A 24,221-nucleotide genomic window follows, 5' to 3' on the forward strand; every position below is an offset into this window, starting at 1 on the left:
GACCATGCAGATCATTGTCCAGATAGCACTCGTCCTCGCCGTGATAGTTGTGTCGGTGGCGCTCATGCGCGGCGGCTCCAACGCCCGGCACCTGGCCATTCGCCGCCTGCTGTTAGCCTTGTTTGCCTGCGTTGCCGCATTCTCGGTCTTCTTCCCTTTTGCGCTGACCCGCCTGGCCAGGTTCCTGGGGGTTGGGCGTGGAACGGACCTAGTCCTCTACGCTCTCATTGTGGGCTTCCTTGTCACGGTGGCCACCACCAACCATCGCTTCCGGCAACTTGAGAAGTCAATCACCACGCTGTCCCGCCACATAGCCTTGGAAGAAGCAGGCAAACCGTGGGAATCCCAAAGGGAAGGGTCCAACAAGCCAGCCGGCCCGGAAGCGTTTGATCCGTCAGCGTCTGGCCCAGACCTGGAAGGTCCCGGAGCTGGCGGTCAGCACAAAGTCTGAACGGAGTTCTTCTACGGCACCCGCTGACATTCCGTAGTAGAGAAACGGCGAACGAACCACTGCCGCTTGGGCGACCTTAAGTTGACTCACCTGCAACTCCTGAGCAGACATCCCTCTGGTCAAGGTTGTCCCCGGCCCGGCGCTTTGCAGCCCATCCACCATGCGTGTGCCGCCAACATCCACCACCGAACCGCATCCATGCTGCATTGACCGCGACAGTGAATCGCTCGCCACACCCATATACGCATAGGTGAAAAAGATACAGTCGTATGGCCGCGCCGCGGCAACCAACAACGCGCTGTTCACGTTCGACAGCGGTTCCGGCTCCAGGACAAACCCCCTCACTCCTGTGGACGCCAGTAGAACCACACTGACGACGACGGCCAAGGCTACCGTGAGATTCATCCGGGGCCGACTGAGCCTGACGTGGCTTCTGCGGGAGAGGACCCCGGCGCCAGCATCGGCAGCCACACCGAGGCAAAGCGCCAAGTGTGGAGCCACGAAGTTGGGATAGTGGTCAAAGAAACTGTCGGAGGTCAGCAACACGGCGGAGATCACAACAGCCAGCAACGCCCACCAGACCTCATCCCCCCACGCACGCAGACGGCGGCGCCCGGCCAGTCCGGTGTAGACCGTAGCCACGATGCACACCACTCCAAGTGACGACACGGCGAGGATGAGAAAGTCCGGCGCGTCCGCCCCGAAAAAATCCCGGAGCCGGTACATCAAGGGCTTGCCCGCACCGTCGGTGCGCGCGAGCTGTGCCAGGATCACGTCGGTGAACATGGCCCCGGGTGCCAGCACAAAGAACGGCCCCATGACCGCCGTGCACACCGCCGCACCAACCAGCGCAAAGCGCAGCAGGAGCAACGGGCCAAACCGCACGGCGACCAGGATACCGATGACCAGAATAGGCAGCACAGCCCACAGTTTGAAACAAAGGGCCAGCCCTAGAAATACTGCCGCCAATGCGACCGCCCGGCGGGGTGGGCGCCGCCCGCTCCTGAGGGCGAGCAAGGCCGCCAAGACACACACATTCAGGATGGGTGTAAGCATGACGGAGCGTTCGGCTATGGTGGCCACGGACCAGAGCGCATACAGGCCAGCTCCTACAATCACCGCCAGGTATCCCAACTTTTTTAGCAAAACCCCTATGAGCACCGTGTTCAGTGTTCCGATCAACACAAACAACACCCTGGCCGCACCCATGCCAGCGGTATCTGAGAGCAGGTGGCCAAGGAGCGCAAACGGCGCCATCAACAGAGCGATACCAGGCGGATGGACCAGGACATAGTCGCGGTATGGCAGTGACCCGGCTATCAGGTGCACACCGGCTGCATAGTGGACGCCGTCGTCGTATCCCCTAAAACCACCCAGTGTTCCGGTGAGTAAAAGCGGCAGTAGCCTGGTGACGAACGCCACCGCCGCGATGACAGCAATCAGCAGTTCCAGCGTGGGCGGCGGCTGGAACCTTGAGGCGACGCTGCGCACTTTGTCCACGGATCCTTCTCGGTGCTGTCGATTCAAGTGGAGATTGTTGGAGAAAGGTCGCTGGCCACCTGGCGGGCACGGGTCGTCCAAGTATTATCTTCCCGCAGCTGGAGCACTTTGTTGGTGATGGCGGCAATCTTTTCACGATGCCCGGCCAGGTCGTCAAGCAAGGCGGTGAGCCCTGCCGGTTTGAACGGCACCGCCCATCCGTTGTCATGGGCGCCAACAAACTGTGCAACATTGGTTCCAGTGTTAACGATCACCGGTTTTCCGAACCCAATGTATTCGGCAAATTTTATGGGCGCCGCGAAGGAACGGTATATGCTGGGCTCGATGAAGAGCATGCAAATATCGGCCTGCTCATAGTAAGGAACCAGCTCGGTGCCGTTCTTGTGCACCACCTGGATCCGATCGTTCATCAGGCTCCGGTATTCGTGTGCGTTTCGCTCCCATTCATCCTCACGGGTGCAAATGGTCAGCCACGCATTTTTGGACGCCGCAACGGCCTGAACACAGCCGTGCATGGAGTAGTAGCCACCCAACCCGCCCACATACAGCAGGTGAACGCCTTCCCTCTCCGTTGACGGTGCATCGACGATGTCACCGCCAGGGGGCAGTGCCTTGTGGCGGCTCACTGGAACATGCGGGACAAACTTTCCCATGCCCAACGATGGCATGTACAACGTGTCCACGGCAGCCTTGTAAGCCACCAGGTCCAGGTGGTACAGCGCCCTGGTGGCCGTGTGGACCACCGGGTTCAGGCGTTCCTTGTATTCGGGGAAGCGCCAGTACACGTCCCGGTAGAACAGCCCAACCTTGATGCCGTTCCGCCGGGCAAACCGCAAGAACGCCACGTCCATGAATGGGTGGCGGGGCAGATGGTCAGCGTCGGTGAGCGCAGTAGGCATGGTGTGGCTCTCCGAATACAGGAAATCAAAGCTCTCACCGGCCGCAATGCGCTTCTTCAGCGCCTTGATCAGCACACGGCGTTCCCTTGATTCCCCGGAGACCAGTTCCACGTCGTATCCAATATCCCTGAAGGCTTCCAGCATACGCATCGGGCGCAGGCCGCTGCCGGTCTTGGCGTGGGGGGTCAATGGATAGGGTACGTGGTAGATCATGCGAGCCATGGCTGGAACTTTCTTGAAACGGTGCCGTGCTGGTGCACCGGGCGGTGGGGACGGGGTGGGAATCGCGCGTGGTTAGCCTTCCAGGACGGCCGCCTTCGGATCAAGTCCCCTGTCAAAACGGTGCCCCACCCACAGCGCCATCACGGTGAACGCGACCAGTATCACTGCCATAGCCAAGGACACGATGGTCAAGTTGGAGACGATGTCCCCCTTCAGAAAGAACAGCAAGGAGAGCGGAACTGCCGTGTAAACCAGTGCATGGGCCAGCATCAGGTGTTGGGTTTCAGTGACAACAAAAATGGTAGAAATGGGCGAGGTGATCAGACTCATAAATAGCCACGGAACGAGAGCCCTGGCGATATTGCCGGCGTCGGCCCACTCTGCGCCCAAGACCACCGGGAACGCCCAGGGGGAAAGCCAGTAGATGAGCGCAAAAGGGATAATGCCAAGGACAGCCGAACGGTAGACCGACGTTTTGGCGAACGCGAACATGGTGCCCCGTTCCATGACTGATAGGCGCTGGAAGAACACCTGCGCCAGAGCCCCATTGATCAGCGCCAGTGGTACTTCCAACAACTTCCATGCCATGTAAAACTGTCCAAGAAGTGCTCCGGAATACACGACGCCGATGATCAAGTTGATGCCGTTGGTCCGCACTGCATCTACCAGTGCATTGGGCCCATTGAGCAGGGGCATCCGGCGGTATCTTCCAAAGAGTCCCCGAATGCTCTCCTCCGAGGCATCCAGCCCTTGACGTACCTCCCGAGCCTTGTGCCGCAGCGTCAGCAACGCCGTCCCCTGACCCACAAGTGTTCCCAGGATCAGCCCTCCTACACCTGTTATTTTTCCCAAAGCAAGCGCCAACTGGGCCAGAGCAGTACCCCCGCTTTGCAGCACGCGGTTGATTCCGATTGCTTTGTAGTTACTGCGGCGGTTGAGCCAGTACGTCAGGGCGGAAATCTCCCCAAGCGTGAAGATACTCAACCCCACCAGCCACAACCAGGGCGCGAGTTCCGGCTTACCTAGCGCACGGGCAATCAGTGGTGAGCCGATCCCGCACACCAGCGTTGCGCCCACGCTGATGGCAATGATCAAGCGAGTGACACCTTTTTTGAGAACCTTGGCGTCGGCGTCGTGCCGGGGCAGCATGATGGCCATGTCGTAGCGCAAGGCCGCAACAACCGTCACGGTGGCTACCAAGGAGGCATACAGCGAAAATAGCCCGTAATCTCGCGGTGAATACAAGCGGGACAGCACCGGGGTCAGGACTAGTACCAGGACCTGCGCGGCGACGGTCCCGGTCAGCAACGTCAGTACATGGCGCAAGAACTGGCTCCGTCGCCACATGGCAACTCTCCTGCCAATACTGCTACTCACGCGGGCATCTTCCCCGCAGCCACAGCAAGGACTTCTGCCGCGGCCAATCGACCTGAGGCTTGCAAAGAGGCGTTCTCAATCGCCCAGGCAGTCCGCGCATCGCGCCCCAGATCCGTTCCCCGCAGCAACCCACACATAGCCTGCGCAACTTCGTCTATTGCGTACGCGCTGGTGACACCCAACGCGTTCTCGTTGACCACCCGGGCGCCGTCGCCTTGACCGGCGAAAACAACGGGTGTTCCACAGGCCGCTGCGGCGTAAATTTTAGTTGGTTTGGCAAAGTCGTAGCCCTGTCCTGGCTTGATGCTGACCAGAGCTGCGAGCGCATCTCGAATCCAGCTAGCAGCCTCCGCAGGGCTGACGACCCCGCCGAAATGCACGGCTCCCGGGGCATGAGCTGCGGCCAGGTCCTTGAGCTTGGCTTCATCAGTGCCTTGTCCAAAAAAGCGTATTTCTGCATCTGGAAACTGTCTTCGAACCACAGCCAGCGCGTCAATGAAGATACCGGCTCCCTGCCATTCGCTCATGGTTCCAGTGTAGACAAAGTAAGGTTTTTCAATCTGAGCACTCACTACGTCAGGTTTGAAGACGGCGGTGTCAACACCGTTTCCCACCACTTTGATTTGAGGAGCCGGCACGTTGAATTTAGCCACCTTTTCAGCCACAGGATCTGAAACGGCCAGAACCATCGTTGCCCGACGAAGTACAAACCCCTCGACTGCCCGCATGGCTGCTTTGACCACCCCGGGAACACTCGTAGCTGAAAGGGCCTCGGTCCACACGTCAGCGGCGTAGTACACGAACGGACGGCGCCGTATCAGAGAGGAGAGGGCCACGGCGATCCCTGTGGTGGGCGGCGGTTCCGAGACCACCACGTCGGCACGCATGACAAGAAGCCGGAAAAAGGCTGGGATATCAAAGCTTAGGTACTGAATGTAGCCGCGTACATATCCACCTGAGTCACGTAGCACGGGCCAGCGGAGCAGACGATACGATGGCTCCAGATCGGTGAATCCGGTGGGTAGCTTGGTCGTAACCACGTCGACGTCGGCGCCCTGCTCTACCAAGCTGTCAACCAGGGCCCGCAGTCTGAAGGCCGCGGCACCCACTTCGGGAGCATAGAGTCGGCTTGTAACAACCACGCGCAGTGGTTTCGTTTGGCCCATTAGTCGGCGATCCTAATCACGGAGCCGGAACGTGCCGATTCCAGCACAGCTTCCGCAACGATCAGCGTGCTCTGCCCCTCCACCAGAGTGACCACGTCGTTGCGAATGCCCAGGACTGCGTCGCGAAATGCCTCGTGCTCGGTCCGCAGGGGTTCTGGTTTAGCTATGGCTAAACGGGTGACATTGCCTTCTGAAACGCCCCGGAATGCGCCAATAGAATCCCATTGGGTGGCTACAAGACCATTTTCGTAAAAGGTGAGATCTGCCGTGACAGTGTTCGCCACAAAAGCTCCCTTCTCACCGGTCACCACGGTCAGTCGTTCCTTCTTGGGCGAGAGCCAATTGACCAAGTGGTTGGTGATGACACCGTTTTGCAGCTTACCGGTGACGGAAACCATGTCCTCGTGGATCCTACCGCTGCGCGTAGTAGTCTGGGCAAACACTGATTCGTAGCCGCTCTGTGCCAGCCATGCTGTGAGGTCGATGTCGTGGGTTCCTAAGTCCTTCACCACGCCGACGTCGGCTATGCGCGCCGGGAATGGTCCCTGGCGACTTGTGGAGATCTGATAGACCTCGCCCAGTTCGCCATTAGCGATGCGTTGTCGCAATGACTGCAGCGCTGGATTAAAACGCTCGATGTGGCCAACAGCTCCCACAAGTCCCGCGGCCGCAAAAGCATCAACCAGACGTTTGCCTGCTGGCGCACTGGCGGCGATCGGCTTCTCCACGAGAGTGTGGACACCGGCTCCAGCCAACGCCAACCCAACTTCCTCGTGCATGCCGGTGGGGACAGCAGCAACAGCCATATCCAAGCCAGCCGCAATGAGCTCTTCAACGCTGCGCAGAAGAGGTAGATCCCGGGCAACGCCGTACGGGTCAGCGTAGGTATCAGCAACAGCTACCAGTTCCACACCCTCCAGTTCACGGATAACGCGAGCATGGTGCCTGCCCATCATTCCCAGGCCAATCAGTCCCATGCGCAAAGTAGCCATAACTATGCTCCTGCCGCAACGATTGAATTGACTGCCGTGACAATGCGCTCAAGGTCGGCAGGAGTCAGTGACGGATGAACCGGCAGCGAGAGTACTTCCTTGGCAGCGATCTCCGTGTTCGGCAGATCCGCTGGACAGTTGAACGACGGAAGTCGGTGATTCGGTACCGGGTAGTACACACCGGAGCCGATGTTGAAATCTTCTAATAGAAGCTCGTGGAGCTTGTCACGCCCCTCCGCAACCCTCACGGTGTACTGGTGGTAGACGTGTTCGGCGCCTATCGCCACCGTTGGTGTTTTCACCCCTTCAAGGTTCGCCGTCAAGAATGCCGCGTTCTCCTGGCGCTGACGAGTCCAGCCAAGCACCTTCGTAAGTTGAACCCGCCCGATGGCCGCGTGCAAATCAGTCATTCGGTTGTTAAAGCCCACGAGTTCATTGTGATACTGGGTTTTCATTCCTTGATTGCGTAAGAGCCGTAGCCGCCGCTCTACCTCGGGGTCCGACGTCGACACCATGCCTCCTTCGCCGGAGGTCATGTTTTTTGTGGGGTACAGGCTGAACATTCCGAATTTGCCAAACGTGCCGACCTGGCGGCCGTTTAGCCGAGCACCGTGAGCTTGCGCAGCATCCTCATAGAGGTCAATCCCGTACTTGCTAGCCAGGGCCGCAAACGCATCCGCTGCGAAAGGGTGACCGTACAGGTGAACGGGCATAATGCCTTTGGTCCGCTCCGTGATCAAGGACTCCACGTGGGCCACATCCAGCGTGTAGTGCTCAAGTTCGATGTCGGCAAAGACGGCGGTTGCCCCAGTCAGCGCCACGGCGTTGCCCGTGGCCGCGAAGGTAAAGGATGGGACGATGATTTCATCGCCCGGACCCACCCCTGAGGCCAGCAACCCAAGGTGCAGTCCGGAGGTACCGGAATTTACGCCGACGCTGGCACGTCCGTCCAACAGGACTTGAGAGAATTCTGTCTCGAATTGGGCCACCTCAGCGCCTTGGGCAAGCATGCCTGAGACTAGGACAGCGTCGACCGCAGCCCGTTCCTGAGCACCAATAATCGGTTTTGCTGCGGGAATGAAATCGTATGTCAAGCCGGGACCTCTGCCTCTTTCAAAGTTTCTTCCTTTTCAGTGTATGTTTCTCCAGTTTCAGGACACACCCAATTTTCGCCGTCGGACTTAAGCGGGAAGCCAGCCTTGCCCACCCAACCGATTCGCCGCGCCGGCACTCCGGCCACCAAGGCGAAGTCTGGCACGTCGCGAGTTACCACGGAGCCAGCAGCAATTGAGGCCCACCGGCCAATTTTCAAAGGAGCGATGCAGACTGCCCTGGCTCCTATAGAGGCGCCCTCGAAAATGGTGACACCCACAGGCGTCCAGTCGTCGGCGCTCTTGAGTGTCCCGTCCGGTTCCACCGCGCGAGGGTAGGTGTCATTAGTCAGCACCACGGCGGGTCCGATAAAAACTCCGTTGCCCAAGACAGCCGGTTCGTAAAGCAGGGCATAATTTTGGATCTTGCAATTCGCCCCAATTTTCACCCCTGGCCCCACGTAGGCGCCTCGACCCAGAATACAATTCTCACCGAGTTCTGCGTCTTCGCGAATTTGGGCCAAGTGCCAGATTTTGGCACCGGCACCAATAATCGCCTGTTCCGATACGTCGGCCGTCGCTGCGGTACTCGTCATGATGTGCCCTTCACTCAATGCTCCCGGATTCTGCCCGGATCACCATTTTGGCCATTATCCCAGTCATTTTGTGAAACGCTGGATGTGGTTATATATGTCCGAGAAAAGCTCGGCAACCGCCGTGGGCGAATAGCGCAGAGATACTGTCTCCGCGATGTCTGATGAAGGCACCTCAGCGAACCGTTCCAAGGCCAGGAGCACTCCACGCGCATAGTCCTCGGCTCTGCCTGCGCTAACCAGTACGCTGTTCTTCTCGGTCAAGAAGTCCCGGACCGCCGGCAGGTCAGTAACCACTGCGGGGATGCCCGCAGCAATTGCCTCAGCTGCCGAGACGCAAAAAGTCTCGTGGTGGGTTGGCAGCAAAAAGACGTCAGCATTTCGCAGTTTCGCTGCTACTTGATCCGGCGGCAGAAGCCCCGTAATACTGAACTCTGAGGCGAGTTCGGCGGCTGCCGCCATCTTTTCTAGGTCCGCGTGTAACGGCCCATCGCCAACCCATGTCAAGCTCGCGGAGACTCCTTCGGTGCGCAGGATGCGCAGTGTCTCGAGGGCTAGTGCGGGGCGTTTACGCGTAATAAGCCCGCCGACGGAAACGATGCGCACCACCCCGCGTTTCTGGCCTGTACGTTCGGCCAGCGAATCCTGAGAAAGAACAACATTGGGCACCACGCTTAGCCCACGGCGACGCGCAAAGCGACGCAATTGTTCGGCTTGAGCCGAACTGACGGCCGTCACGGCGTCAGGAAGTTTGAGGACGTAGCGCAACCATGCGAAAGCCGCCCACTTCTTCGACACGCTGGCCGGATTCGCCATGCCGCTCCAATGTTCCGTGTGGACCCAGGGCGTTCTGTGGCAGATGGCCGCAGGCGCTGCGGCCACGGCGGAAGTGAACGCCATGGTGTGCAGCACGTCCGCGGTTTTCAGGCCTACAGCTAGCAAACGTATGGCTGTTAGTGCCTGCAGTGGCCGCCGCGGTGACACGGGGGCCCGGATCACGCTGACGCCGTCGTAGTTCTCTTCGGTCACGGGACCAGTCCTTCCGAGCTGGAAGTGGATCACGCGAACGTCGTGTCGCTGGGCTATGGCCTGAACGTGGAGAAGATTAAACGGCGCCTTTGACGGAGTGTTGGCATCCGGGAACCAAGTAGTGAGGACAAGAACGCGCACGCAGGGAACTTATGCCTTGCCGATGACACGGTAAGTGATGCCGGGCCACCTCTCGGGAGAACTCACGCGCCTGCCATCAATAAATACCCTGAGACCTGGAAGCTGAGCCGGGGATAGCACACGGTACTGCGCATGATCTGCCTGCACGACTGCGGCGTCCACGGGCTCGCCGAGATGGTAAGGGTTGAAACCGAGCTTGTTCAATTCCCCGTCCGTGTACAAGGGATCGTGGACCAGAGCAATGCCTCCCCTGCCTTCAATGGCCTGGACGGTGTCAAACACGCCGGAGAACGCGGTTTCCTTCACTCCCCCACGGTAGGCGGCGCCGAGCACCACAACCCTAGCCCCAGCCAAGTCCCCATAGGCGCCTTCTAGCAGACCAACGGTGTAATCCGGCATCTCTGCGTTCGCCGCTCGGGCAGCGCGGACCACGGTGGCATCGGGATCGTTCCACAAGTACAGGCGCGGATATACGGGGATACAGTGCCCGCCCACTGCAATACCGGGCTGGTGGATGTGGCTGTAAGGTTGCGAGTTTGACGCGGCAATAACTTGGTAGATGTCAATGCCCGCCGTGGCCGCGAAGCGGGCGAACTGGTTAGCCAGACCGATGTTCACGTCTCGATACGTGGTCTCTGCGAGCTTGGCCAGTTCGGAGGCCTCGGCTGAGCCCAAATCCCAGACGCCATTCCCGCGCTCCAGATCCGGACGAGGGTCAAAGTCTAGGACGGAGTGGTAAAAATCAACCGCTTTCGCGGCACCTGAAGCGGAGAGCCCGCCCACCAGTTTGGGATACTTCCGTAGATCTGCGAACACACGGCCCGTGAGCACGCGTTCTGGAGAGAACACCACGTGGAAGTCACGGCCCTCGACCAGTCCGGACGCCGCTTCTAGCGCAGGCTTCCAACGCGTCCTGGTAGTCCCTACCGGCAAAGTGGTCTCATAAGATACCAGCGTCCCGGCGGTTAGATTCCGTCCGAGAGAGTCTGTTGCGCTGTCCATCCAGCCAAAATCAGGGTTAGCCTCCGAATCCACAAAAAGCGGAACAACCAGAACCACGGCGTCAGCTCCCGGGACGGCGTCTGCGTAGTCCGTGGTGGCCCGGAGGTTACCGGCACTCACCATTTCATGGAGCTTTTCTTGCAAATGAGCTTCACCGGGGAAAGGCTCGGTGCCCGTGTTGACCAAGTCAACCACCGCTTGGCTGATGTCCACACCAACCACCTCGTGGCCTTTGGATGCGAACTGCACAGCCAACGGCAGGCCGATCTTGCCGAGGGCAATGACAGCGATCTTCATGTCTTGGGTGCCTAATCTCTCGAATGTACTGGAGGGCGGCGGAACGATTCGCCGAACTACTGGATGTGGCGTTCACTCAACTCTCAGAGTGACACTGGCGGCCCGGCAGCCGCGCGGGAACCTGTCTGGGCAAGGTCCCGCGTTGTTACGACGCCGTGTACCCGTCCGGGTTGTTTCGCTGCCAGCGCCAGTGATCGGCACACATCTGGGCAAGGTTGCGGTGCGCAGACCAGCCCAAGTCCGCCAAGGCAGCTGACGGATCAGCGTAACTGACGGCAGCGTCGCCCGGGCGGCGAGGTGCAAACTCGAACGGCACGGGCTTTCCTGCGGCGTCACCGAAGGCCTGGATGACTTCCAGAACCGAGGAACCGTTGCCGGTGCCCAGGTTCCAGGTGAACACGCCCTGGTGGGCTGGCAGATAGTCCAGTGCTGCCAGGTGGCCCGCAGCCAAATCCATGACATGGATATAGTCGCGCACACCGGTGCCGTCCGGGGTTGGATAGTCATTGCCGAACACCATGACTTTCTCCCGTCTCCCTACAGCGACTTGAGCGACGAAAGGTAAAAGATTGTTGGGTATGCCGGTGGGGTCCTCACCGATGCGTCCAGACTCATGCGCCCCCACCGGGTTGAAGTAGCGGAGCAACGCAACCCGCCAGGTGGGATCGGAAGCTCCCAAATCAGTGAGGACATCTTCGATTTGTTCCTTGGTTCGCCCGTATGGGTTGGTCGCATCCAAGGGCATCTTTTCAATGAGTGGAACTTCTTCGCTAGCCCCATAGACAGTGGCCGAAGAGCTGAACACCAAGGTGCGGACGCCGTGCGTGTCCATGGATGCCAGGAGGTTAAGGGTGCCACCAATGTTGTTTTGGTAGTAACGCAGAGGTTGTGCCACTGACTCCCCCACGGCTTTCAGGCCGGCAAAGTGGATGACCGCATCAAAGTTGCCCCTTGCGAACAACCCGTCAACGCCGGCGGCATCCAGCAAATCCAGCTCGACAAACTCCGGGTGCTTGCCCGTCAACTCTTCCACCCTGCGCAAGGATTCCGCTGATGAGTTCACCAGGTTATCCAGTACGACGACATGGTGCCCGGATTCCAGCAGGCAAAGAACAGTGTGGGACCCTATATAGCCGGCGCCGCCGGTGACCAAAACCTTCATGGTTTCCAGTCTAGTTGAGTGGCGATTCGAAATTGGGCATGCGCGCGGAAGTCCTCCTGAGGAGGTGATTTCGACAACATGTGGTTGTTGCGCGATCTCCCTTGCACTTTGTAACCGACACTCACATCAGCCTTGCTTTAGGACTCATCCATAAATATCTTCGACATATACTCTTTCGGGTGGGTCAATGGTGTCGCCCATTTTCTCTGATGTTGTCGAACCATTGCGTGCGAAGTATGTCACGATCCCGCCCCGGCTCGACAAGCAGGCCGCGCGTTTACTGCCGGATACCGAAGCCCGTTCCCTGGGCCACAGCGGGGTTTCCACGGTGGCCCGGGCCTCGGTCGCCGCCCGCTCAAAGAGCCAGCACGGCGTGAACGAACTGGAAGCCGGAACCGCCCCACTTCAAGGCGACTTCAAGCCCGGGGCGGGACGCAAGGCCTTGCCCGAGAAGGGCCAAGCCTGGTCCTAGGACTGCTGGCCATGGCGGAACTTCCCGCCATGGAGACACGGAATCACCCCTGTCCTGGACGACCTTCTCCACCACGAAGCTGGGCACCGAACTCACCAGCCAAGGACACTGGGCGGGGCGGAGAGTGCGGCAACCCTGTTCAAGGCCAACGAATTCAGAGTGCAGGCCAACACCAACACCATTGAAGGAAATCAGCACCCGATCGAAACGCGCAATTCGGTTACCTCAAAGCCCAAGCTACCCAGCACCTGGATACTGATCAGCCGGTCATCAGCATTGGTGCCAAGAATAAGGTAACGCGTCGGTCCCTACAAGAACTCGACGAGACTCAACTAAAGTGCTCGCGAAACGGGGTGCGTGCCTCATTTGAGAAGTGCTCGCGAAATCTCTGGCGCATGTTCGGGTGCTTTGGTGTGCTGGAGGGATGGACTATGGGATGTCGTTGTCTGCGCGTAGGGAAATCACGAAGAAGGAAGCTGCTGCTTATGGGCAGGCTCCGAAGAAGGTTAAGGGCGAGATCTTGAACCAGTTGATGGCCGAGATTGGGTGGTCCAGGTCCAATGCTCGCCGGCAGCTCAATAAGGCGTTCAAGCGCAGTGGGCCCGTCAGTGCTATTAAGCGCAGGCCGAGGCCGCCGACGTACGGCTACGACACTGTGAAGGTTCTCCAGCAGGTTTGGGTGGTGGCGGGGCAGCCCTGCGGGAAGTATCTGGCCGCGGTCATGGGGACCACCCTGGCCAACATGGAAGCCCACATCGGTTCCGGCGCCTTCGGCAGGACCCGCTCCCGCTACAGCCCGGAGGTGAGGGGCCAGTTGCTGGCGATGAGCGCGGCGACGATCGACCGGCTGCTGGCACCGTTCAAACTCTCGATGTATCCGGACGGGAAATCAACGACTAGGTCGCGGCGGAACCAGTACACCGAGGCGATCCCGATCATGTCCCGCATCCCGGATATTGACTGGCAGCCGGGCCTGGTCGCCATCGATACGGTGGCACACTGCGGCAACAGTGCCAAGGGCCAGTACGCGTTCACGCTGACCGCCACGGATGTCTTCACCGGCTGGACGGTCAACCGGGGAATCAAAAACAAAGCCTCCAAGTGGGTGGTTGAGGCGATGGGTGAAATCCAGAAAGAATTCCCGTACCCGATCGACCACATTCACTCGGACAATGGCTCTGAATTCCTCAACGATCCGGTCACGACCTGGTGCAATACCCATAACATTCGCATGACCCGTTCCCGGCCCCACCACTGGCAACGGCAACCCGTTCGTGGAGCAGAAAAACGGTGCCGTCGTGCGCCGCTCCGCGTTCAACTACCGCTACGACACCGATACCGAACTCCGCCTACTCAACGAGCTCTGGCCGCTGGTGAACCTGCGCAAGAACCTATTCCTGCCCACCAAGAAAGTCACCGGATACCACCTAAGCAGCAAAGGGAAAACAGTGCGCAGCTACGACGATCCCCGCACCCCAGCCCAGCGGATCAAGGACACCGGCATCATGCTCGAACCCCAAGGCCAACACATAAAGGACCTCTACGCCAGCCTGGACCTAGCCGGGCTGACGAACCGAATCAACGAAATTCAGCAACGACTCATCCGACTGGCCGCCGCCAAGACTTACTCCCAATCACCCCACGCAGCATGACCTTTTCGCGAGCACTTTAGCTGAGGCACGCGGCACTCATTTGGCGAGCATATTGACATGAGGCACCACGGAACTAGGGCGCCGAGTGGCGCACTTCCGGGACCCCGAACAGGTTAACGGCGACGAATTTATCGACAAGGAAGGCGTCAAGGCCACCCCCTACAACGTCTTTGACGTGGGCACCGACCACGACACTGTCACGTTCGCTGTGAACACCACTTTTTCCTGGTGGAACACAACCGGACATACCACCCACCCGTGCGCCAGCCGGCTGCTGATCACTGCCGACGGCGCGGGCTCCAACGGCTTCCGCACCCGGCTCTTCAAGACCGAACTCGCCGCCTTCGCCGAAGAAACCGGACTTCAGATCACGGTCTGCCCCAGACATCAGCAAATGAAAAAAATCAAGCGCAAACTCTCCTTCCACATCTCCATGAACTAGCGCGGCACACCCCTGACTAGCCACGAAGTAACCATCAATTCCATCGCGGCAACAACCACCACAACGGGTCTCTAAAGTCTCGCCGAACTCGACGCCGGAACCTGTCCCACCGGCATCAAAATACCCGACCAGCAAATGGCCACAGTGCAGTCCAGCGGTACCCTCTCCAGGCATGAATGGCATTACAACTTCAAAAACCCGACACACTGACTACATAATCAGTGAGCCCTACAGCGCCAATTCGGCCCGAACAACTCTCACGAGTTCTTCACAGATCCGCTGGGCTGTTTCCAAGTCGCCGGCCTCCACCATGACCCGCACCAGCGCCTCGGTGCCGGAGGGGCGCAGCAAGACTCGACCGGTATCGCCGAGTTCGTTCTCGGCCTTAACGACGGCGGCCTTGATAGCGGGCATAATACCGGCGCGGTTCTTGTCAACGTTCTTGACGTTGATCATGACCTGCGGCAACTTGGTCATCGCGGCTGCCAATTCCTTCAGCGACTTGCCCGTTCGTGCCAGTTGCGCGGAAAGTTGCAAGCCTGTCAGCAGGCCGTCCCCGGTCGTAGCAAATTGAGAGAAGATGACGTGCCCGGATTGCTCACCGCCGAGCGTGTAATCTCCACGACGCATTTCTTCGAGCACATAGCGATCGCCGACGGCGGTTTCCCGAATGGCGATCCCGGCTTTCCGCAGCGCAATCTTCAAGCCGAGGTTACTCATGACGGTGGCAACAAGAACGTCATCCTTGAGCTGACCGGACTCCTTCTGGGCCAAAGCCAGAACAGCCATGATCTGGTCGCCGTCGATGATGTTGCCCTCGTGGTCCACCGCAAGGCATCGGTCGGCGTCGCCGTCGTGCGCAATGCCAAGGTCTGCCCCGGTGGCCAACACTTTCTCCTGGAGTTTCTCCAGATGAGTGGACCCCACACCGTCGTTGATATTCAGACCGTCGGGCTCCGCACCAATGACATGGATGGTGGCACCGGCATCGGTGAAGACCTGAGGGGAGCAGCCGCTGGCTGCACCGTTGGCACAGTCAAGGACAATCCTCAGACCGTCCAGCCGATTCGGCAGGGTGGCCAGCAAATGCAAAACGTAGCGGTCCTCGGCGTCGGAGAAGCGCTGGATGCGGCCAACTTCGACGCCCGTGGGGCGGAACGCGTCCCGTTGGAGCTGCTCTTCGATGGCATCTTCTAGCGCATCATCGAGCTTGGTGCCCCCACGTGCGAAGAACTTGATGCCGTTATCCGGTGCGGGATTGTGCGACGCGGAAATCATGACACCAAAGTCCGCGCCCAGATCGGCAATCAAAAACGCTGCAGCGGGGGTGGGAAGAACGCCCGCGTCGTAGACGTCAATTCCGGCACTGGCTAGGCCCGCCGCCACAGCAGCAGAGATGAATTCACCGCTCGCTCGGGGGTCACGGGCCACCACCGCCCGGGGACGTTTGTCGTCCCCGACTTGGTTATGCCCGAGCACCATGGCAGCCGCCTGAGCAAGCGACAATGCAAGTTCTGCCGTCAGCAAGCCATTGGCCAAACCGCGGACACCGTCAGTTCCAAATATTCTAGACATCCCGATAAGTCTAGATCACCCGGATGGAAATACTCGGCCGCGTTGCGCCCATCCACGGGGACTTATGATGAATGACGCGCGGAGGCCGTGAAATACTGGCTAAGACCCAAGTATCCTAAGTAGAGCGTCAAAGTTGCGAATCCCATGGGAATTGTAGACAGCGCCAAGGGTGACTGGCTATCAGTGGGTGCCACCTCATCGACAACCCGTAATTTGGTAGAGCTTGGCTTCGCCTTCGGAATCTATAAGCCTGATTCCCGGAACGGTCGCCAAATGTTTGACTCCAGGAAAAGGATGTGATCCACCGTGGACTTCCTGGGTGCCAAAGTCTAAGACGTAGAATGTATGGGTTTCTTCAATGGCATCGCATACGGCTGGGTCAGTGGACAGATTGGACAAATGATCGAGGACGAACTGTGCTTCTGGTCCTGGGTCGCCAAAAATATGCGGAGTCAACGACCTGCGACCAGCGAGTGCATAGACAAGGGAGGCGCCGGTCCACGGGCTGGCGACCAACGTTGCACCGGCCGGGACCATCGTATCGATCCGATCAAGCAGGGCTTTTTCATCAGTTGAGATCAAATTGGACGTGTCAGTGATCTGGAACTGCGCCGCAGCGGAGCGTACCTCAAATCCGACAGAACCAAATTGGGTAATCAGCGCCAGAACAATGGTGCCAGAGACTATTGCGCCTGCACGCGTCGCAGAATGCAATGATGTCGAGTGAATCCTACGCTCAGAAATTATGCGACGCGTGTGGAGAATTACCCTATCGAAAACCCATGTGCCACCTACCACGGCTACTCCGATAACGGCTATGGGAAGGAGCGCTGCGAGCCTATTACTGTCGTTGTACCAACCGCCTGTGACAAATGACCGAAGTCCGCCGGGTCTCATGCCCGAGGCCATGGAAAACAGACCAAGCCCGATGGTCATGACGCCAAGAATCCACCACGTTTCCCTGCGGCGAAGTAGTATCGCAACGCCGCAGACTGTCATGATAGCAATCACCCAAGGTACGGGCCTGGACATAGGGGCGCTGAGTAGCCCTTCGCCGAGTGACTGTGAGAGCGATTGGTAGGGACCCCAGACTGCCGAGGCCGGGTCTGGGCGTAGGATTTTCCAGCCGAGTACGGCAACAACTAAGTATCCGACAAACCATGCTAGTGGCGGGATAAGCGCTCTTGCACGACGTTTTCTCCCTAAAGCTGACTTTATCGATCGGGTGAAAACTAGCAAAATCGAGGGGAACGTAAATGCGGTCAACGCGAGCAATGAACTTGGGTGTGCCAAAGCCATTCCAGGTAAAGCCATCACCAGTAGTGCGGCCGCTGAAATATTCGCGCGGGTAAGGAGCACGCGGCTCTCGGTGAACGTGAATGCCAGACCTATGGCGAAAGGAAGCAATGCTACTGCCAGCAAATAAGGGTAGAGGACTCCGAAATCAAGCATGAGATAGGGAAATGCCGTAAAGCCTGCACTCAGTACGCCGGTCAGCAGCACAGGAACTGCCTGAAGGCCCGTCATGCGTGTAACCATGAACATTAGACCAGCTGGCCAAATAATCGCTGCAATCACGACGTTGACAGCATTTACGGCAGCCGGTATCGACGCGCCTGTGGTCGTTGAGACCAACGCAGCGAAATCGTGCCATGCAGAAGGGTAAAAAGAAATCGTCTGACCTGGGTTGACCAGTAGGCCGACAGTTAGCGAAGAGCCCGACCCGGAATCTTGGATAAATCTGACGGCATTAAGATGAAAGACATCATCGAAAGTCTGTGAAAACGCATCCGGGTGGCCAAAGATTGAGAGCAGTCGCCAGACGATAATCATAAAGGCAAGTGCTAGCCCTAAATAGACCCAGCGGGCTGTGACAGTCGGCAAGGGCAATGCCCAAGCTGCGGGGCCGCGGCGCATCGAATTACTCGCTCTGCCACGAACAATCAGCCATACCAGAGCGCTTACGAGAACAAGGGCTCCAGTGACGCTAAGCAAGCTGAAAGGTATACCCAAGAGAGAAAGTGCGACAGCTGTGCAAGAGACGAACGTTATTGACAATGGACCTGCACTCGCCCAGAGTGCCAGGCCACGAACCCGGGCACATGAGGCAATCAGGACCCCCGGGCAAAGCAGCAGGAGCGCGGCAACGGCGAAGACGTACGTGTTCAGTAACCAGTTCATCAAATTCCTCTTGGCATCCTAGGACGCCTAACCGCAGTTCGCCATCTTGTACAACGTGGCGGTTCCTTCTTGGGCAACTACATTAAAGCCAACGGCAGAGTCCATGTTGTTCATACCGGAATAGCTCCCATCATCAGGTTTTCCATAGGCAAATTCCGGTTCCGAGGAACCCAGAACGTATTGAATATTCAGCCGTTTGGCGGCCGCGCAGACACGGGCGTCGAATGACGCCCGCCGCAAACTCCGTGCCACCAACTTACGGTCTGGGGTCATGGGGACAAAAATGTGTGAAAATATCAGATGGCGGCCTGATACCCAGTAGGCCATGGCGCTCCCGTTCCATGGGTTGCCAGCGATTGCGGCATCGGCAGGTACCAGATCGTCTAGCCTTTTGAAGAGCCGGTATTCGTCGGCCGACATCATGGGTGCGCCTGGTGCGATGTTGAATCGTGACTGTGCCGAGGCTGCGGCCGGATTAACCGTAACCACCTGAGAAATCAGAAGTGACCCTCCCAAAACTAAAGTAAGGCTTATCGCTAACGAGCGAAGCGCGGTGGTCGCGGGCCAACGGGTAACTAGGGCTCCCCGCAGGTAGTCGACAGCGCATGTGGCCCCCAAAGCGGCTAATGGCAATGCAACGAGTACCACCAACCCGATCACGCGATTATAGTCGTCATACCAGCCGCCCGTGAGAAACGTTCTGAGGGTAGACAGCGGGAAACCCGTCACGGCGATGAAGAGCAATGAAACGGCTCCGTAGCTACCCAGCAGCCACAGATTACTACGGGTGCGGACCAAGTGCACGACGCCAAGAACCACCAATGGAAGGGTCCCAACCGCTGCAAGGTGGCCTGAGTTAGTTCCTGTAAGCCATTCACCGAAAGCTCGGGCAATTGTTGTGTAGGGAGGGTTGGTGTTGATGTTGCTCAGCGGGATCGGCCTTAGCGATATCCACGCGGTTACCCCGATGACTAGCAACCCAATGTAAAGCGCGCTCAGCCTAAATCGTAATTTGGATGACGCAGACGCTTTGCCATTCGTGTTCCACAGTCCCCAGAGTCGGGCGACGATCAGGGGAATCACGAGTGCAATCACTGCCAATAGCGCGTTGGGATGCGCGAGTATTGCTGCAGGCGCAGCAGTCAGCACCAGCCACCAGGTCATCGGAACTGAAACTTCGTCTCCGCTGGCTGTCTGCTTCAATAGCAGCAATGCGAGGCCCCAAAGTGGCATCGTCAAGGCCATTGCAAAGAAGTTCGGGTAAAGAACACCCCAGTCAAGTAGTCTGAAGGGGAAAGCGGCGAAACAGACTGTCAGCACTGAAACGGCGAACATGGTCAACGCCCGATTGCCGAAAATCTGGCGGGCCAAGAAGATGGCTCCGGCTGGCCATACGAGAGCGCCAATGACGAGGTTGACAGAATTAACTGAGGCCGGAATGCCAACTCCAGTCGTCCCGGCGACGAGCGAAACTATGCTGTGCCATGCCGCTGGGTAGAAGCCGCCAGGGCCGTCTCCATTGAGTAGTGCCGGGGTAAAGATTGATCCATTGCCCACGTCAAGCATCAAACGAATGGTGTTTAGATGAAAAACATCATCAGTAGTTTGGGAGATGTTCCCTGCAGAACCGAAGATCAATAGCAGACGGGGTGCCAGCAGTGCTGCTGCGATTCCTATCGAAACAAGGATATTTCGGGTGAGGTTCCGTTCTGATTCGGGTCGGACGGAACTTCCGGACCCACGGAGAAGGCGTCGTAGCAGCCACGTGCCCAGGCAGCACGCCAGAGCGACAGGGACAAAGGCCCACAGATTCCAAGGCGCACCGACGATCCTGAGTGACTCAGCTGCAACCGAGACAATAGACGTTCCAACTAGGGGCGCAAGACCTAGAGCCAATGCCGTTCGGCCACCAGCTAGCCTGACAAGCAAAAAACCGGGGCCGAAAAATATCAGGATAGCAACGAGGATGGCCGGCACCGCGGCAGCCCAGCTTGAAAGCATCTACAAGCACGCTCGATTCATACTATTGAACAATTGTTACCCTCAATGGTGCCCGGAAAAGACGCCGCCCTGTTCACGAAAATTTACGAATGAAGACTAGCCGAATGTTATTGATCAAGTAGCCCTAGTAAGTATTTCCCGTAGCCGCTCTTTGATAGCGATTCCGCACCTAAACGGAGCTCATCATCGGTGAGGAAGCCTTGGCGCCACGCAATTTCCTCAGGTGCGCCAACTTTCAGGCCCTGTCGATTCTCGATTGTGCGGACAAAATTGGATGCATCGTTGAGGTCAGCGAATGTTCCAGTGTCCAGCCACGCAGTGCCACGAGGAAGAATTTCGACTTTCAATTTTCCACGCTCTAAGTAGGTTCGATTTACGTCGGTGATCTCAAGCTCTCCGCGTGGAGAAGGTTTGAGGTTCTTTGCTATATCGACTACGTCATTGTCGTAGAAGTATAGGCCAGGCACCGCGTAGTTGCTTTTGGGAACTTCGGGCTTTTCCTCAAGCGAGAGCGCATTCCCGGCCGCATCAAATTCCACCACGCCGTAAGACTTGGGGTTGCCAACCCGATATCCAAAGATAGTCGCACCATCCACGATCTTATGACGGGCAAGTTGTGTCCCCATGCCCTGACCGTAGAAAATATTGTCCCCCAAGACCAGCGCAACAGACTCGTTGCCAATATGGTCACTCCCCAGAACGAAGGCCTGTGCCAGACCGTCCGGGGCGGGCTGCTGGATGTAGCTAAGCGACACGCCAAACTGTGAACCGTCTCCCAGTAGCCGCTGGAACTGATCAACATCATGGGGGGTTGTAATGATGAGAATATCGCGGATACCCGCCAAGATCAGTGTCGAAAGAGGGTAGTAGATCATTGGTTTGTCATAGACAGGGACGAGCTGCTTGCTGACCCCGAGTGTGATGGGATGCAAGCGTGAGCCGGTACCACCGGCAAGAATTATTCCGCGCATAATACCTATGATCCCGTGTCTTGGCCGAGTGACCAAACCGGTAGACTTGCGTCATGCAGAATATACTGGTCACCGGCGGCGCCGGATTTATCGGTTCCAACTTTGTTCACTACGTTCTTGAGCACACTGACATGCACGTTTCTGTGCTGGATAAGCTCACTTACGCTGGAAATCTAGCTTCGTTGGACGGGTTGCCTTCCGATCGGTTTACATTCGTTCATGGCGATATTTGTGATGTTGAACTCGTAGACGGGTTGGTGGCCCAGGCGGAGGGTGTGATTCATTACGCTGCGGAATCCCATAATGACAACTCTTTGCAGGACCCGCGCCCGTTTCTGGACACCAACATCATCGGAACGTACACGTTGATCGAAGCAGCTCGCAAACACAGTAAGCGCTTCCACCACATCTCCACCGACGAGGTCTATGGCGATTTGGAACTGGATGATCCGCAACGTTTTACCGAGTCCACCCCGTATGCGCCTTCTAGCCCGTACTCCTCCACCAAGGCAGGATCGGACCTGTTGGTGCGCGCCTGGGTGCGGTCATTCGGTCTGCAAGCAACCATCAGTAACTGTTCAAACAACTACGGACCGTACCAGCACGTGGAGAAGTTCATCCCGCGCCAGATTACGAATGTGATCGACGGAATCCGTCCCAAACTTTATGGCAAGGGCGAAAATGTTAGGGACTGGATTCATGCCAATGACCATTCTTCGGCTGTGCTGGCCATCATGGAAAAGGGCCGCATCGGTGAAACCTACCTCATTGGCGCCGACGGCGAGAAGAACAACAAAGACGTTGTTGAACTGATCCTCACCCACATGGGCCTCCCCGAGGACGCCTATGACCATGTCATAGACCGTCCCGGCCACGACCTGCGCTACGCCATTGAATCGACGAAGCTCCGCACCGAGCTGGGGTGGCGCCCGTCGTTCGCCGACTTTGAGGCGGGCATTGTGGAGACTATCAAGTGGTACCGGGACAACGAGTCCTGGTGGCGCCCACAGAAAGCTACGACCGAGGCGAAGTACATGGAACAGGGCCAGCAAGGATGACGATCGAGTTCTCCAAGAAGCTCACGGCCACTGTAACGCCGATTCCGGGCGTCGTCCTGTATGAGCTTCCTGTGCACGGTGACAACCGTGGTTGGTTTAAGGAAAACTGGCAGCGCGAGAAGATGATGGCCTTGGGCCTGCCAGACTTTTCCCCGGTGCAGAACAACATCTCCTTTAATAAGAAGGCCGGTACCACTCGCGGCATCCACGCCGAACCGTGGGACAAGTTCATTTCCGTGGCCACAGGCAAGATCTTTGGTGCCTGGGTTGATTTGCGTGAGGGTGAATCCTTTGGGGCGGTCTTCACTGCGGAGCTGGACCCGTCGCAGGCCATTTTTATTCCTCGAGGTGTGGGCAACGCATTTCAGACCTTGGAAGACAATACCGCTTACACGTACCTGGTCAATGACCATTGGTCGGCTGACGCGCAGGATCAGTACACGTTCTTGAACCTTGCCGATGAGACGGCAGCCATCGCCTGGCCTATCCCGTTGGAGCAGGCCGAACTGTCCGAAAAGGACAGAGCCCATCCGCGCCTGGCCAAGGTTGACCCGATGCCGCCTAAGAGAACACTGGTGGTGGGCGCCGACGGCCAGCTGGGCAAGGCGTTGCGTGCCGCTTATGCGGGCGATGCCAGTGTTGAGTTCGCTGCTCGGGCTGATTTTGACCTTACCGCCGAGGCGTCTTATACGGGGAGGGCATGGAAGAACTACTCGACCATCATCAACGCTGCCGCCTATACCGCCGTAGACACGGCCGAAACCCTGCAGGGGCGTGCAGCGGCGTGGGCGATCAACGCCACCGCGGTGGCACAGCTCGCCAAAGTCGCCACAGCTTATGGCATCACCTTGGTTCATGTTTCCAGCGACTACGTCTTTGACGGCAGCACAGAGGTCCACATCGAGGATGAAACCCTCACCCCCCTGGGCGTTTATGGGCAGAGCAAGGCTGCCGGCGATACGGTTGTCTCTGTGGTGCCCAGGCATTACATTGTGCGTACCAGTTGGGTCATCGGGCAAGGCAACAACTTTGTCCGCACCATGGCGTCCCTGGCAGACAGGGGCATTGCTCCCCGCGTCGTCAATGACCAGATCGGCCGCCTGAGCTTCACCCAGGACATTGCCGCCTGCATCAAGCACCTGCTCGAAGCAGGCGCGACCTATGGTGTGTACAACCTCAGCAACGACGGAGAGCCACAGTCGTGGGCCGACATCGCCGCCGACGTCTACGAACTCTCCGGTGCCAGCCGCGACGCCGTCACCGGGGTCAGCACGGAGGAATACTTCGAGGGCAAGCAAGCAGCCCCTAGGCCCCTGAACAGCACCCTGGACCTGGCACGCATCAAGGCCACGAATTTCTTTCCTCAGCAATCACGGCTGCGGCTGGCCGAATACTTGAAGGATTAGGGATGTCATCAGTGAAGAGCTTTAGTCTGAGTGAGGCTCAGTGATTACTGTTGCGACCTATGGCCGGGGCGGTAGTAGTGCCAGAGTCCGGATCCATGACTGGCTTGACTACTTAGGGGTTACGGATGCTGAGTCATATTCCTACTTAGGCCTAGCTGACAATAGCTTCACAACCCTGGGGAAAAACCTTTCCAAGGTCTTTGCGGCGGAACGTTCGCTCCGTTCCCTTGCCAAGCGCGGGACGGACGATACATTGTTGATGAGTCGAGAAGCGTCTCCTTTGAGTAATGGACGGTTGGAGAGCCGGATTCTAAGGTCATCCAGATTTTCTGTCTATGATTTTGACGATGCCATTTTCCACAACGCGGCCCCCTTTCCTTATAGTCTCTACCCCAAAGGAAAGGTCTGGGAACGGTCAGTCCGAAGCGCGGACCATGTGCTTGCCGGAAATGATTATTTGGCCGAGGAAGCTGCGAAATACTCCAGTAGTGTCCAGATAATGCCGAGCTGTGTCCACCCTGACGACTACGTTCAGAAGCAG

At 58.0% G+C, this 24,221-nt stretch carries 21 protein-coding genes and 2 pseudogenes; 8 read left to right on the plus strand and 15 right to left on the minus strand.

The annotated features are described in order from the left end of the window. Positions 1-4: 4 nt before the first annotated feature. The gene (locus LOH53_RS11745; RefSeq protein WP_230067932.1) at positions 5-451 is read left to right on the plus strand and encodes a DUF2304 domain-containing protein; all 447 of its coding nucleotides are present in this window, start codon (positions 5-7) and stop codon (positions 449-451) included. Here LOH53_RS11745 and LOH53_RS11750 read toward each other — a convergent pair. The 10 genes from LOH53_RS11750 to galE all read right to left on the minus strand — a co-directional run bounded on the left by LOH53_RS11750 (position 395) and on the right by galE (position 11,922). Further along, on the minus strand, positions 395-1,978 hold the full coding sequence (locus LOH53_RS11750; RefSeq protein WP_230067933.1) for a hypothetical protein: 1,584 nt from the start codon (positions 1,976-1,978) through the stop codon (positions 395-397). The genes LOH53_RS11745 and LOH53_RS11750 overlap by 57 nt on opposite strands. Next, positions 1,975-3,072 (minus strand): glycosyltransferase, encoded by a 1,098-nt coding sequence (locus tag LOH53_RS11755; protein WP_230067934.1) that lies wholly within the window; start codon positions 3,070-3,072, stop codon positions 1,975-1,977. Before LOH53_RS11755 ends, LOH53_RS11750 begins: the two co-directional genes overlap by 4 nt. A 72-nt stretch (positions 3,073-3,144) precedes the next feature. Further along, the gene (locus LOH53_RS11760; protein ID WP_230067935.1) at positions 3,145-4,449 is read right to left on the minus strand and encodes a lipopolysaccharide biosynthesis protein; all 1,305 of its coding nucleotides are present in this window, start codon (positions 4,447-4,449) and stop codon (positions 3,145-3,147) included. After that, positions 4,446-5,615, minus strand: coding sequence for a glycosyltransferase family 4 protein (locus LOH53_RS11765; protein WP_230067936.1), 1,170 nt, complete (start codon positions 5,613-5,615; stop codon positions 4,446-4,448). The genes LOH53_RS11760 and LOH53_RS11765 overlap by 4 nt, the downstream gene beginning before the upstream one ends. Further along, positions 5,615-6,607, minus strand: coding sequence for a Gfo/Idh/MocA family protein (locus LOH53_RS11770; protein WP_230067937.1), 993 nt, complete (start codon positions 6,605-6,607; stop codon positions 5,615-5,617). Before LOH53_RS11770 ends, LOH53_RS11765 begins: the two co-directional genes overlap by 1 nt. Positions 6,608-6,609: 2 nt before the next feature. Beyond that, a complete protein-coding gene (locus tag LOH53_RS11775) occupies positions 6,610-7,701 on the minus strand; it encodes a DegT/DnrJ/EryC1/StrS family aminotransferase (protein WP_230067938.1) in 1,092 nt (363 codons plus the stop codon). Beyond that, a complete protein-coding gene (locus LOH53_RS11780; protein ID WP_230067939.1) occupies positions 7,698-8,294 on the minus strand; it encodes an acyltransferase in 597 nt (198 codons plus the stop codon). The genes LOH53_RS11775 and LOH53_RS11780 overlap by 4 nt, the downstream gene beginning before the upstream one ends. A 63-nt stretch (positions 8,295-8,357) precedes the next feature. Further along, positions 8,358-9,461: a glycosyltransferase gene (locus LOH53_RS16945; RefSeq protein ID WP_230067940.1), complete on the minus strand. Its 1,104-nt coding sequence runs from the start codon at positions 9,459-9,461 to the stop codon at positions 8,358-8,360. A gap of 9 nt (positions 9,462-9,470) precedes the next feature. Continuing rightward, entirely contained in the window at positions 9,471-10,760 is a 1,290-nt protein-coding gene (locus tag LOH53_RS11790) for a nucleotide sugar dehydrogenase (protein ID WP_230067941.1), read from the minus strand. A 145-nt stretch (positions 10,761-10,905) separates the two neighbouring features. Further along, positions 10,906-11,922, minus strand: coding sequence for a UDP-glucose 4-epimerase GalE (gene galE / locus LOH53_RS11795; RefSeq protein ID WP_230067942.1), 1,017 nt, complete (start codon positions 11,920-11,922; stop codon positions 10,906-10,908). Positions 11,923-12,109: 187 nt separating this feature from the next. Here galE and LOH53_RS11800 point away from each other — a divergent pair, with 187 nt between their 5' ends. After that, a complete protein-coding gene (locus LOH53_RS11800) occupies positions 12,110-12,394 on the plus strand; it encodes a hypothetical protein (protein WP_230067943.1) in 285 nt (94 codons plus the stop codon). Positions 12,395-12,594: 200 nt separating this feature from the next. Beyond that, positions 12,595-12,918 (plus strand): annotated as a pseudogene (locus LOH53_RS17025) (hypothetical protein); the annotation flags it as partial. Positions 12,919-13,183: 265 nt separating this feature from the next. Here the strand turns inward: LOH53_RS17025 and LOH53_RS11805 are convergent. Next, complete coding sequence (locus LOH53_RS11805; RefSeq protein ID WP_230067944.1) at positions 13,184-13,453, minus strand: hypothetical protein; 270 nt, start codon at positions 13,451-13,453, stop codon at positions 13,184-13,186. Between LOH53_RS11805 and LOH53_RS17030 the strand changes: the two are divergent. The 3 genes and pseudogenes from LOH53_RS17030 to LOH53_RS11815 all read left to right on the plus strand — a co-directional run. Beyond that, positions 13,386-13,589, plus strand: a pseudogene (locus LOH53_RS17030) (integrase catalytic domain-containing protein); the annotation flags it as partial. The gene LOH53_RS11805 and the pseudogene LOH53_RS17030 sit on opposite strands and share 68 nt — an antisense overlap. Before the next feature lie 79 nt (positions 13,590-13,668). Further along, positions 13,669-14,046: a transposase gene (locus LOH53_RS11810; protein ID WP_230067945.1), complete on the plus strand. Its 378-nt coding sequence runs from the start codon at positions 13,669-13,671 to the stop codon at positions 14,044-14,046. Between the two features lie 85 nt (positions 14,047-14,131). Further along, positions 14,132-14,488 (plus strand): ISAzo13-like element transposase-related protein, encoded by a 357-nt coding sequence (locus tag LOH53_RS11815; RefSeq protein ID WP_230067946.1) that lies wholly within the window; start codon positions 14,132-14,134, stop codon positions 14,486-14,488. Positions 14,489-14,716: 228 nt separating this feature from the next. Here LOH53_RS11815 and glmM read toward each other — a convergent pair whose 3' ends face one another. The 4 genes from glmM to rfbA form a co-directional block, all read right to left on the minus strand. Further along, positions 14,717-16,063, minus strand: a complete 1,347-nt coding sequence (glmM, locus tag LOH53_RS11820) for a phosphoglucosamine mutase (protein WP_230067947.1) — start codon at positions 16,061-16,063, stop codon at positions 14,717-14,719. 195 nt (positions 16,064-16,258) lie between these two features. Further along, a complete protein-coding gene (locus tag LOH53_RS11825; protein WP_230067948.1) occupies positions 16,259-18,244 on the minus strand; it encodes a DUF6541 family protein in 1,986 nt (661 codons plus the stop codon). Between the two features lie 27 nt (positions 18,245-18,271). Beyond that, on the minus strand, positions 18,272-20,245 hold the full coding sequence (locus tag LOH53_RS11830; protein ID WP_230067949.1) for a DUF6541 family protein: 1,974 nt from the start codon (positions 20,243-20,245) through the stop codon (positions 18,272-18,274). 107 nt (positions 20,246-20,352) lie between these two features. After that, positions 20,353-21,216, minus strand: coding sequence for a glucose-1-phosphate thymidylyltransferase RfbA (gene rfbA, locus LOH53_RS11835; RefSeq protein ID WP_230067950.1), 864 nt, complete (start codon positions 21,214-21,216; stop codon positions 20,353-20,355). Between the two features lie 53 nt (positions 21,217-21,269). Here rfbA and rfbB point away from each other — a divergent pair, with 53 nt between their 5' ends. Continuing rightward, a complete protein-coding gene (rfbB, locus tag LOH53_RS11840; RefSeq protein ID WP_230067951.1) occupies positions 21,270-22,274 on the plus strand; it encodes a dTDP-glucose 4,6-dehydratase in 1,005 nt (334 codons plus the stop codon). Continuing rightward, positions 22,271-23,680 carry a sugar nucleotide-binding protein gene (locus LOH53_RS11845; RefSeq protein WP_230067952.1) on the plus strand — a complete coding sequence of 470 codons (1,410 nt, stop codon included), beginning with the start codon at positions 22,271-22,273 and terminating at the stop codon, positions 23,678-23,680. Before rfbB ends, LOH53_RS11845 begins: the two co-directional genes overlap by 4 nt. Positions 23,681-24,221 lie beyond the last annotated feature (541 nt).

This window comes from Arthrobacter cryoconiti (assembly GCF_020905375.1).
In the GTDB taxonomy this organism is placed as follows: domain Bacteria; phylum Actinomycetota; class Actinomycetes; order Actinomycetales; family Micrococcaceae; genus Specibacter; species Specibacter cryoconiti.

What these genes read in the sequence shown, in the direction of transcription:
- LOH53_RS11745 (WP_230067932.1), top strand. Translation starts at nt 5, where the DNA reads ATGCAGATCATTGTCCAGATAGCACTCGTCCTCGCCGTGATAGTTGTG.
- LOH53_RS11755 (WP_230067934.1), bottom strand. Translation starts at nt 3,072, where the DNA reads ATGGCTCGCATGATCTACCACGTACCCTATCCATTGACCCCCCACGCC.
- LOH53_RS11765 (WP_230067936.1), bottom strand. Translation starts at nt 5,615, where the DNA reads ATGGGCCAAACGAAACCACTGCGCGTGGTTGTTACAAGCCGACTCTAT.
- LOH53_RS11770 (WP_230067937.1), bottom strand. Translation starts at nt 6,607, where the DNA reads ATGGCTACTTTGCGCATGGGACTGATTGGCCTGGGAATGATGGGCAGG.
- LOH53_RS11780 (WP_230067939.1), bottom strand. Translation starts at nt 8,294, where the DNA reads ATGACGAGTACCGCAGCGACGGCCGACGTATCGGAACAGGCGATTATT.
- LOH53_RS11790 (WP_230067941.1), bottom strand. Translation starts at nt 10,760, where the DNA reads ATGAAGATCGCTGTCATTGCCCTCGGCAAGATCGGCCTGCCGTTGGCT.
- galE (WP_230067942.1), bottom strand. Translation starts at nt 11,922, where the DNA reads ATGAAGGTTTTGGTCACCGGCGGCGCCGGCTATATAGGGTCCCACACT.
- LOH53_RS11800 (WP_230067943.1), top strand. Translation starts at nt 12,110, where the DNA reads ATGGTGTCGCCCATTTTCTCTGATGTTGTCGAACCATTGCGTGCGAAG.
- glmM (WP_230067947.1), bottom strand. Translation starts at nt 16,063, where the DNA reads ATGTCTAGAATATTTGGAACTGACGGTGTCCGCGGTTTGGCCAATGGC.
- LOH53_RS11825 (WP_230067948.1), bottom strand. Translation starts at nt 18,244, where the DNA reads ATGAACTGGTTACTGAACACGTACGTCTTCGCCGTTGCCGCGCTCCTG.
- LOH53_RS11830 (WP_230067949.1), bottom strand. Translation starts at nt 20,245, where the DNA reads ATGCTTTCAAGCTGGGCTGCCGCGGTGCCGGCCATCCTCGTTGCTATC.
- rfbA (WP_230067950.1), bottom strand. Translation starts at nt 21,216, where the DNA reads ATGCGCGGAATAATTCTTGCCGGTGGTACCGGCTCACGCTTGCATCCC.
- rfbB (WP_230067951.1), top strand. Translation starts at nt 21,270, where the DNA reads ATGCAGAATATACTGGTCACCGGCGGCGCCGGATTTATCGGTTCCAAC.
- LOH53_RS11845 (WP_230067952.1), top strand. Translation starts at nt 22,271, where the DNA reads ATGACGATCGAGTTCTCCAAGAAGCTCACGGCCACTGTAACGCCGATT.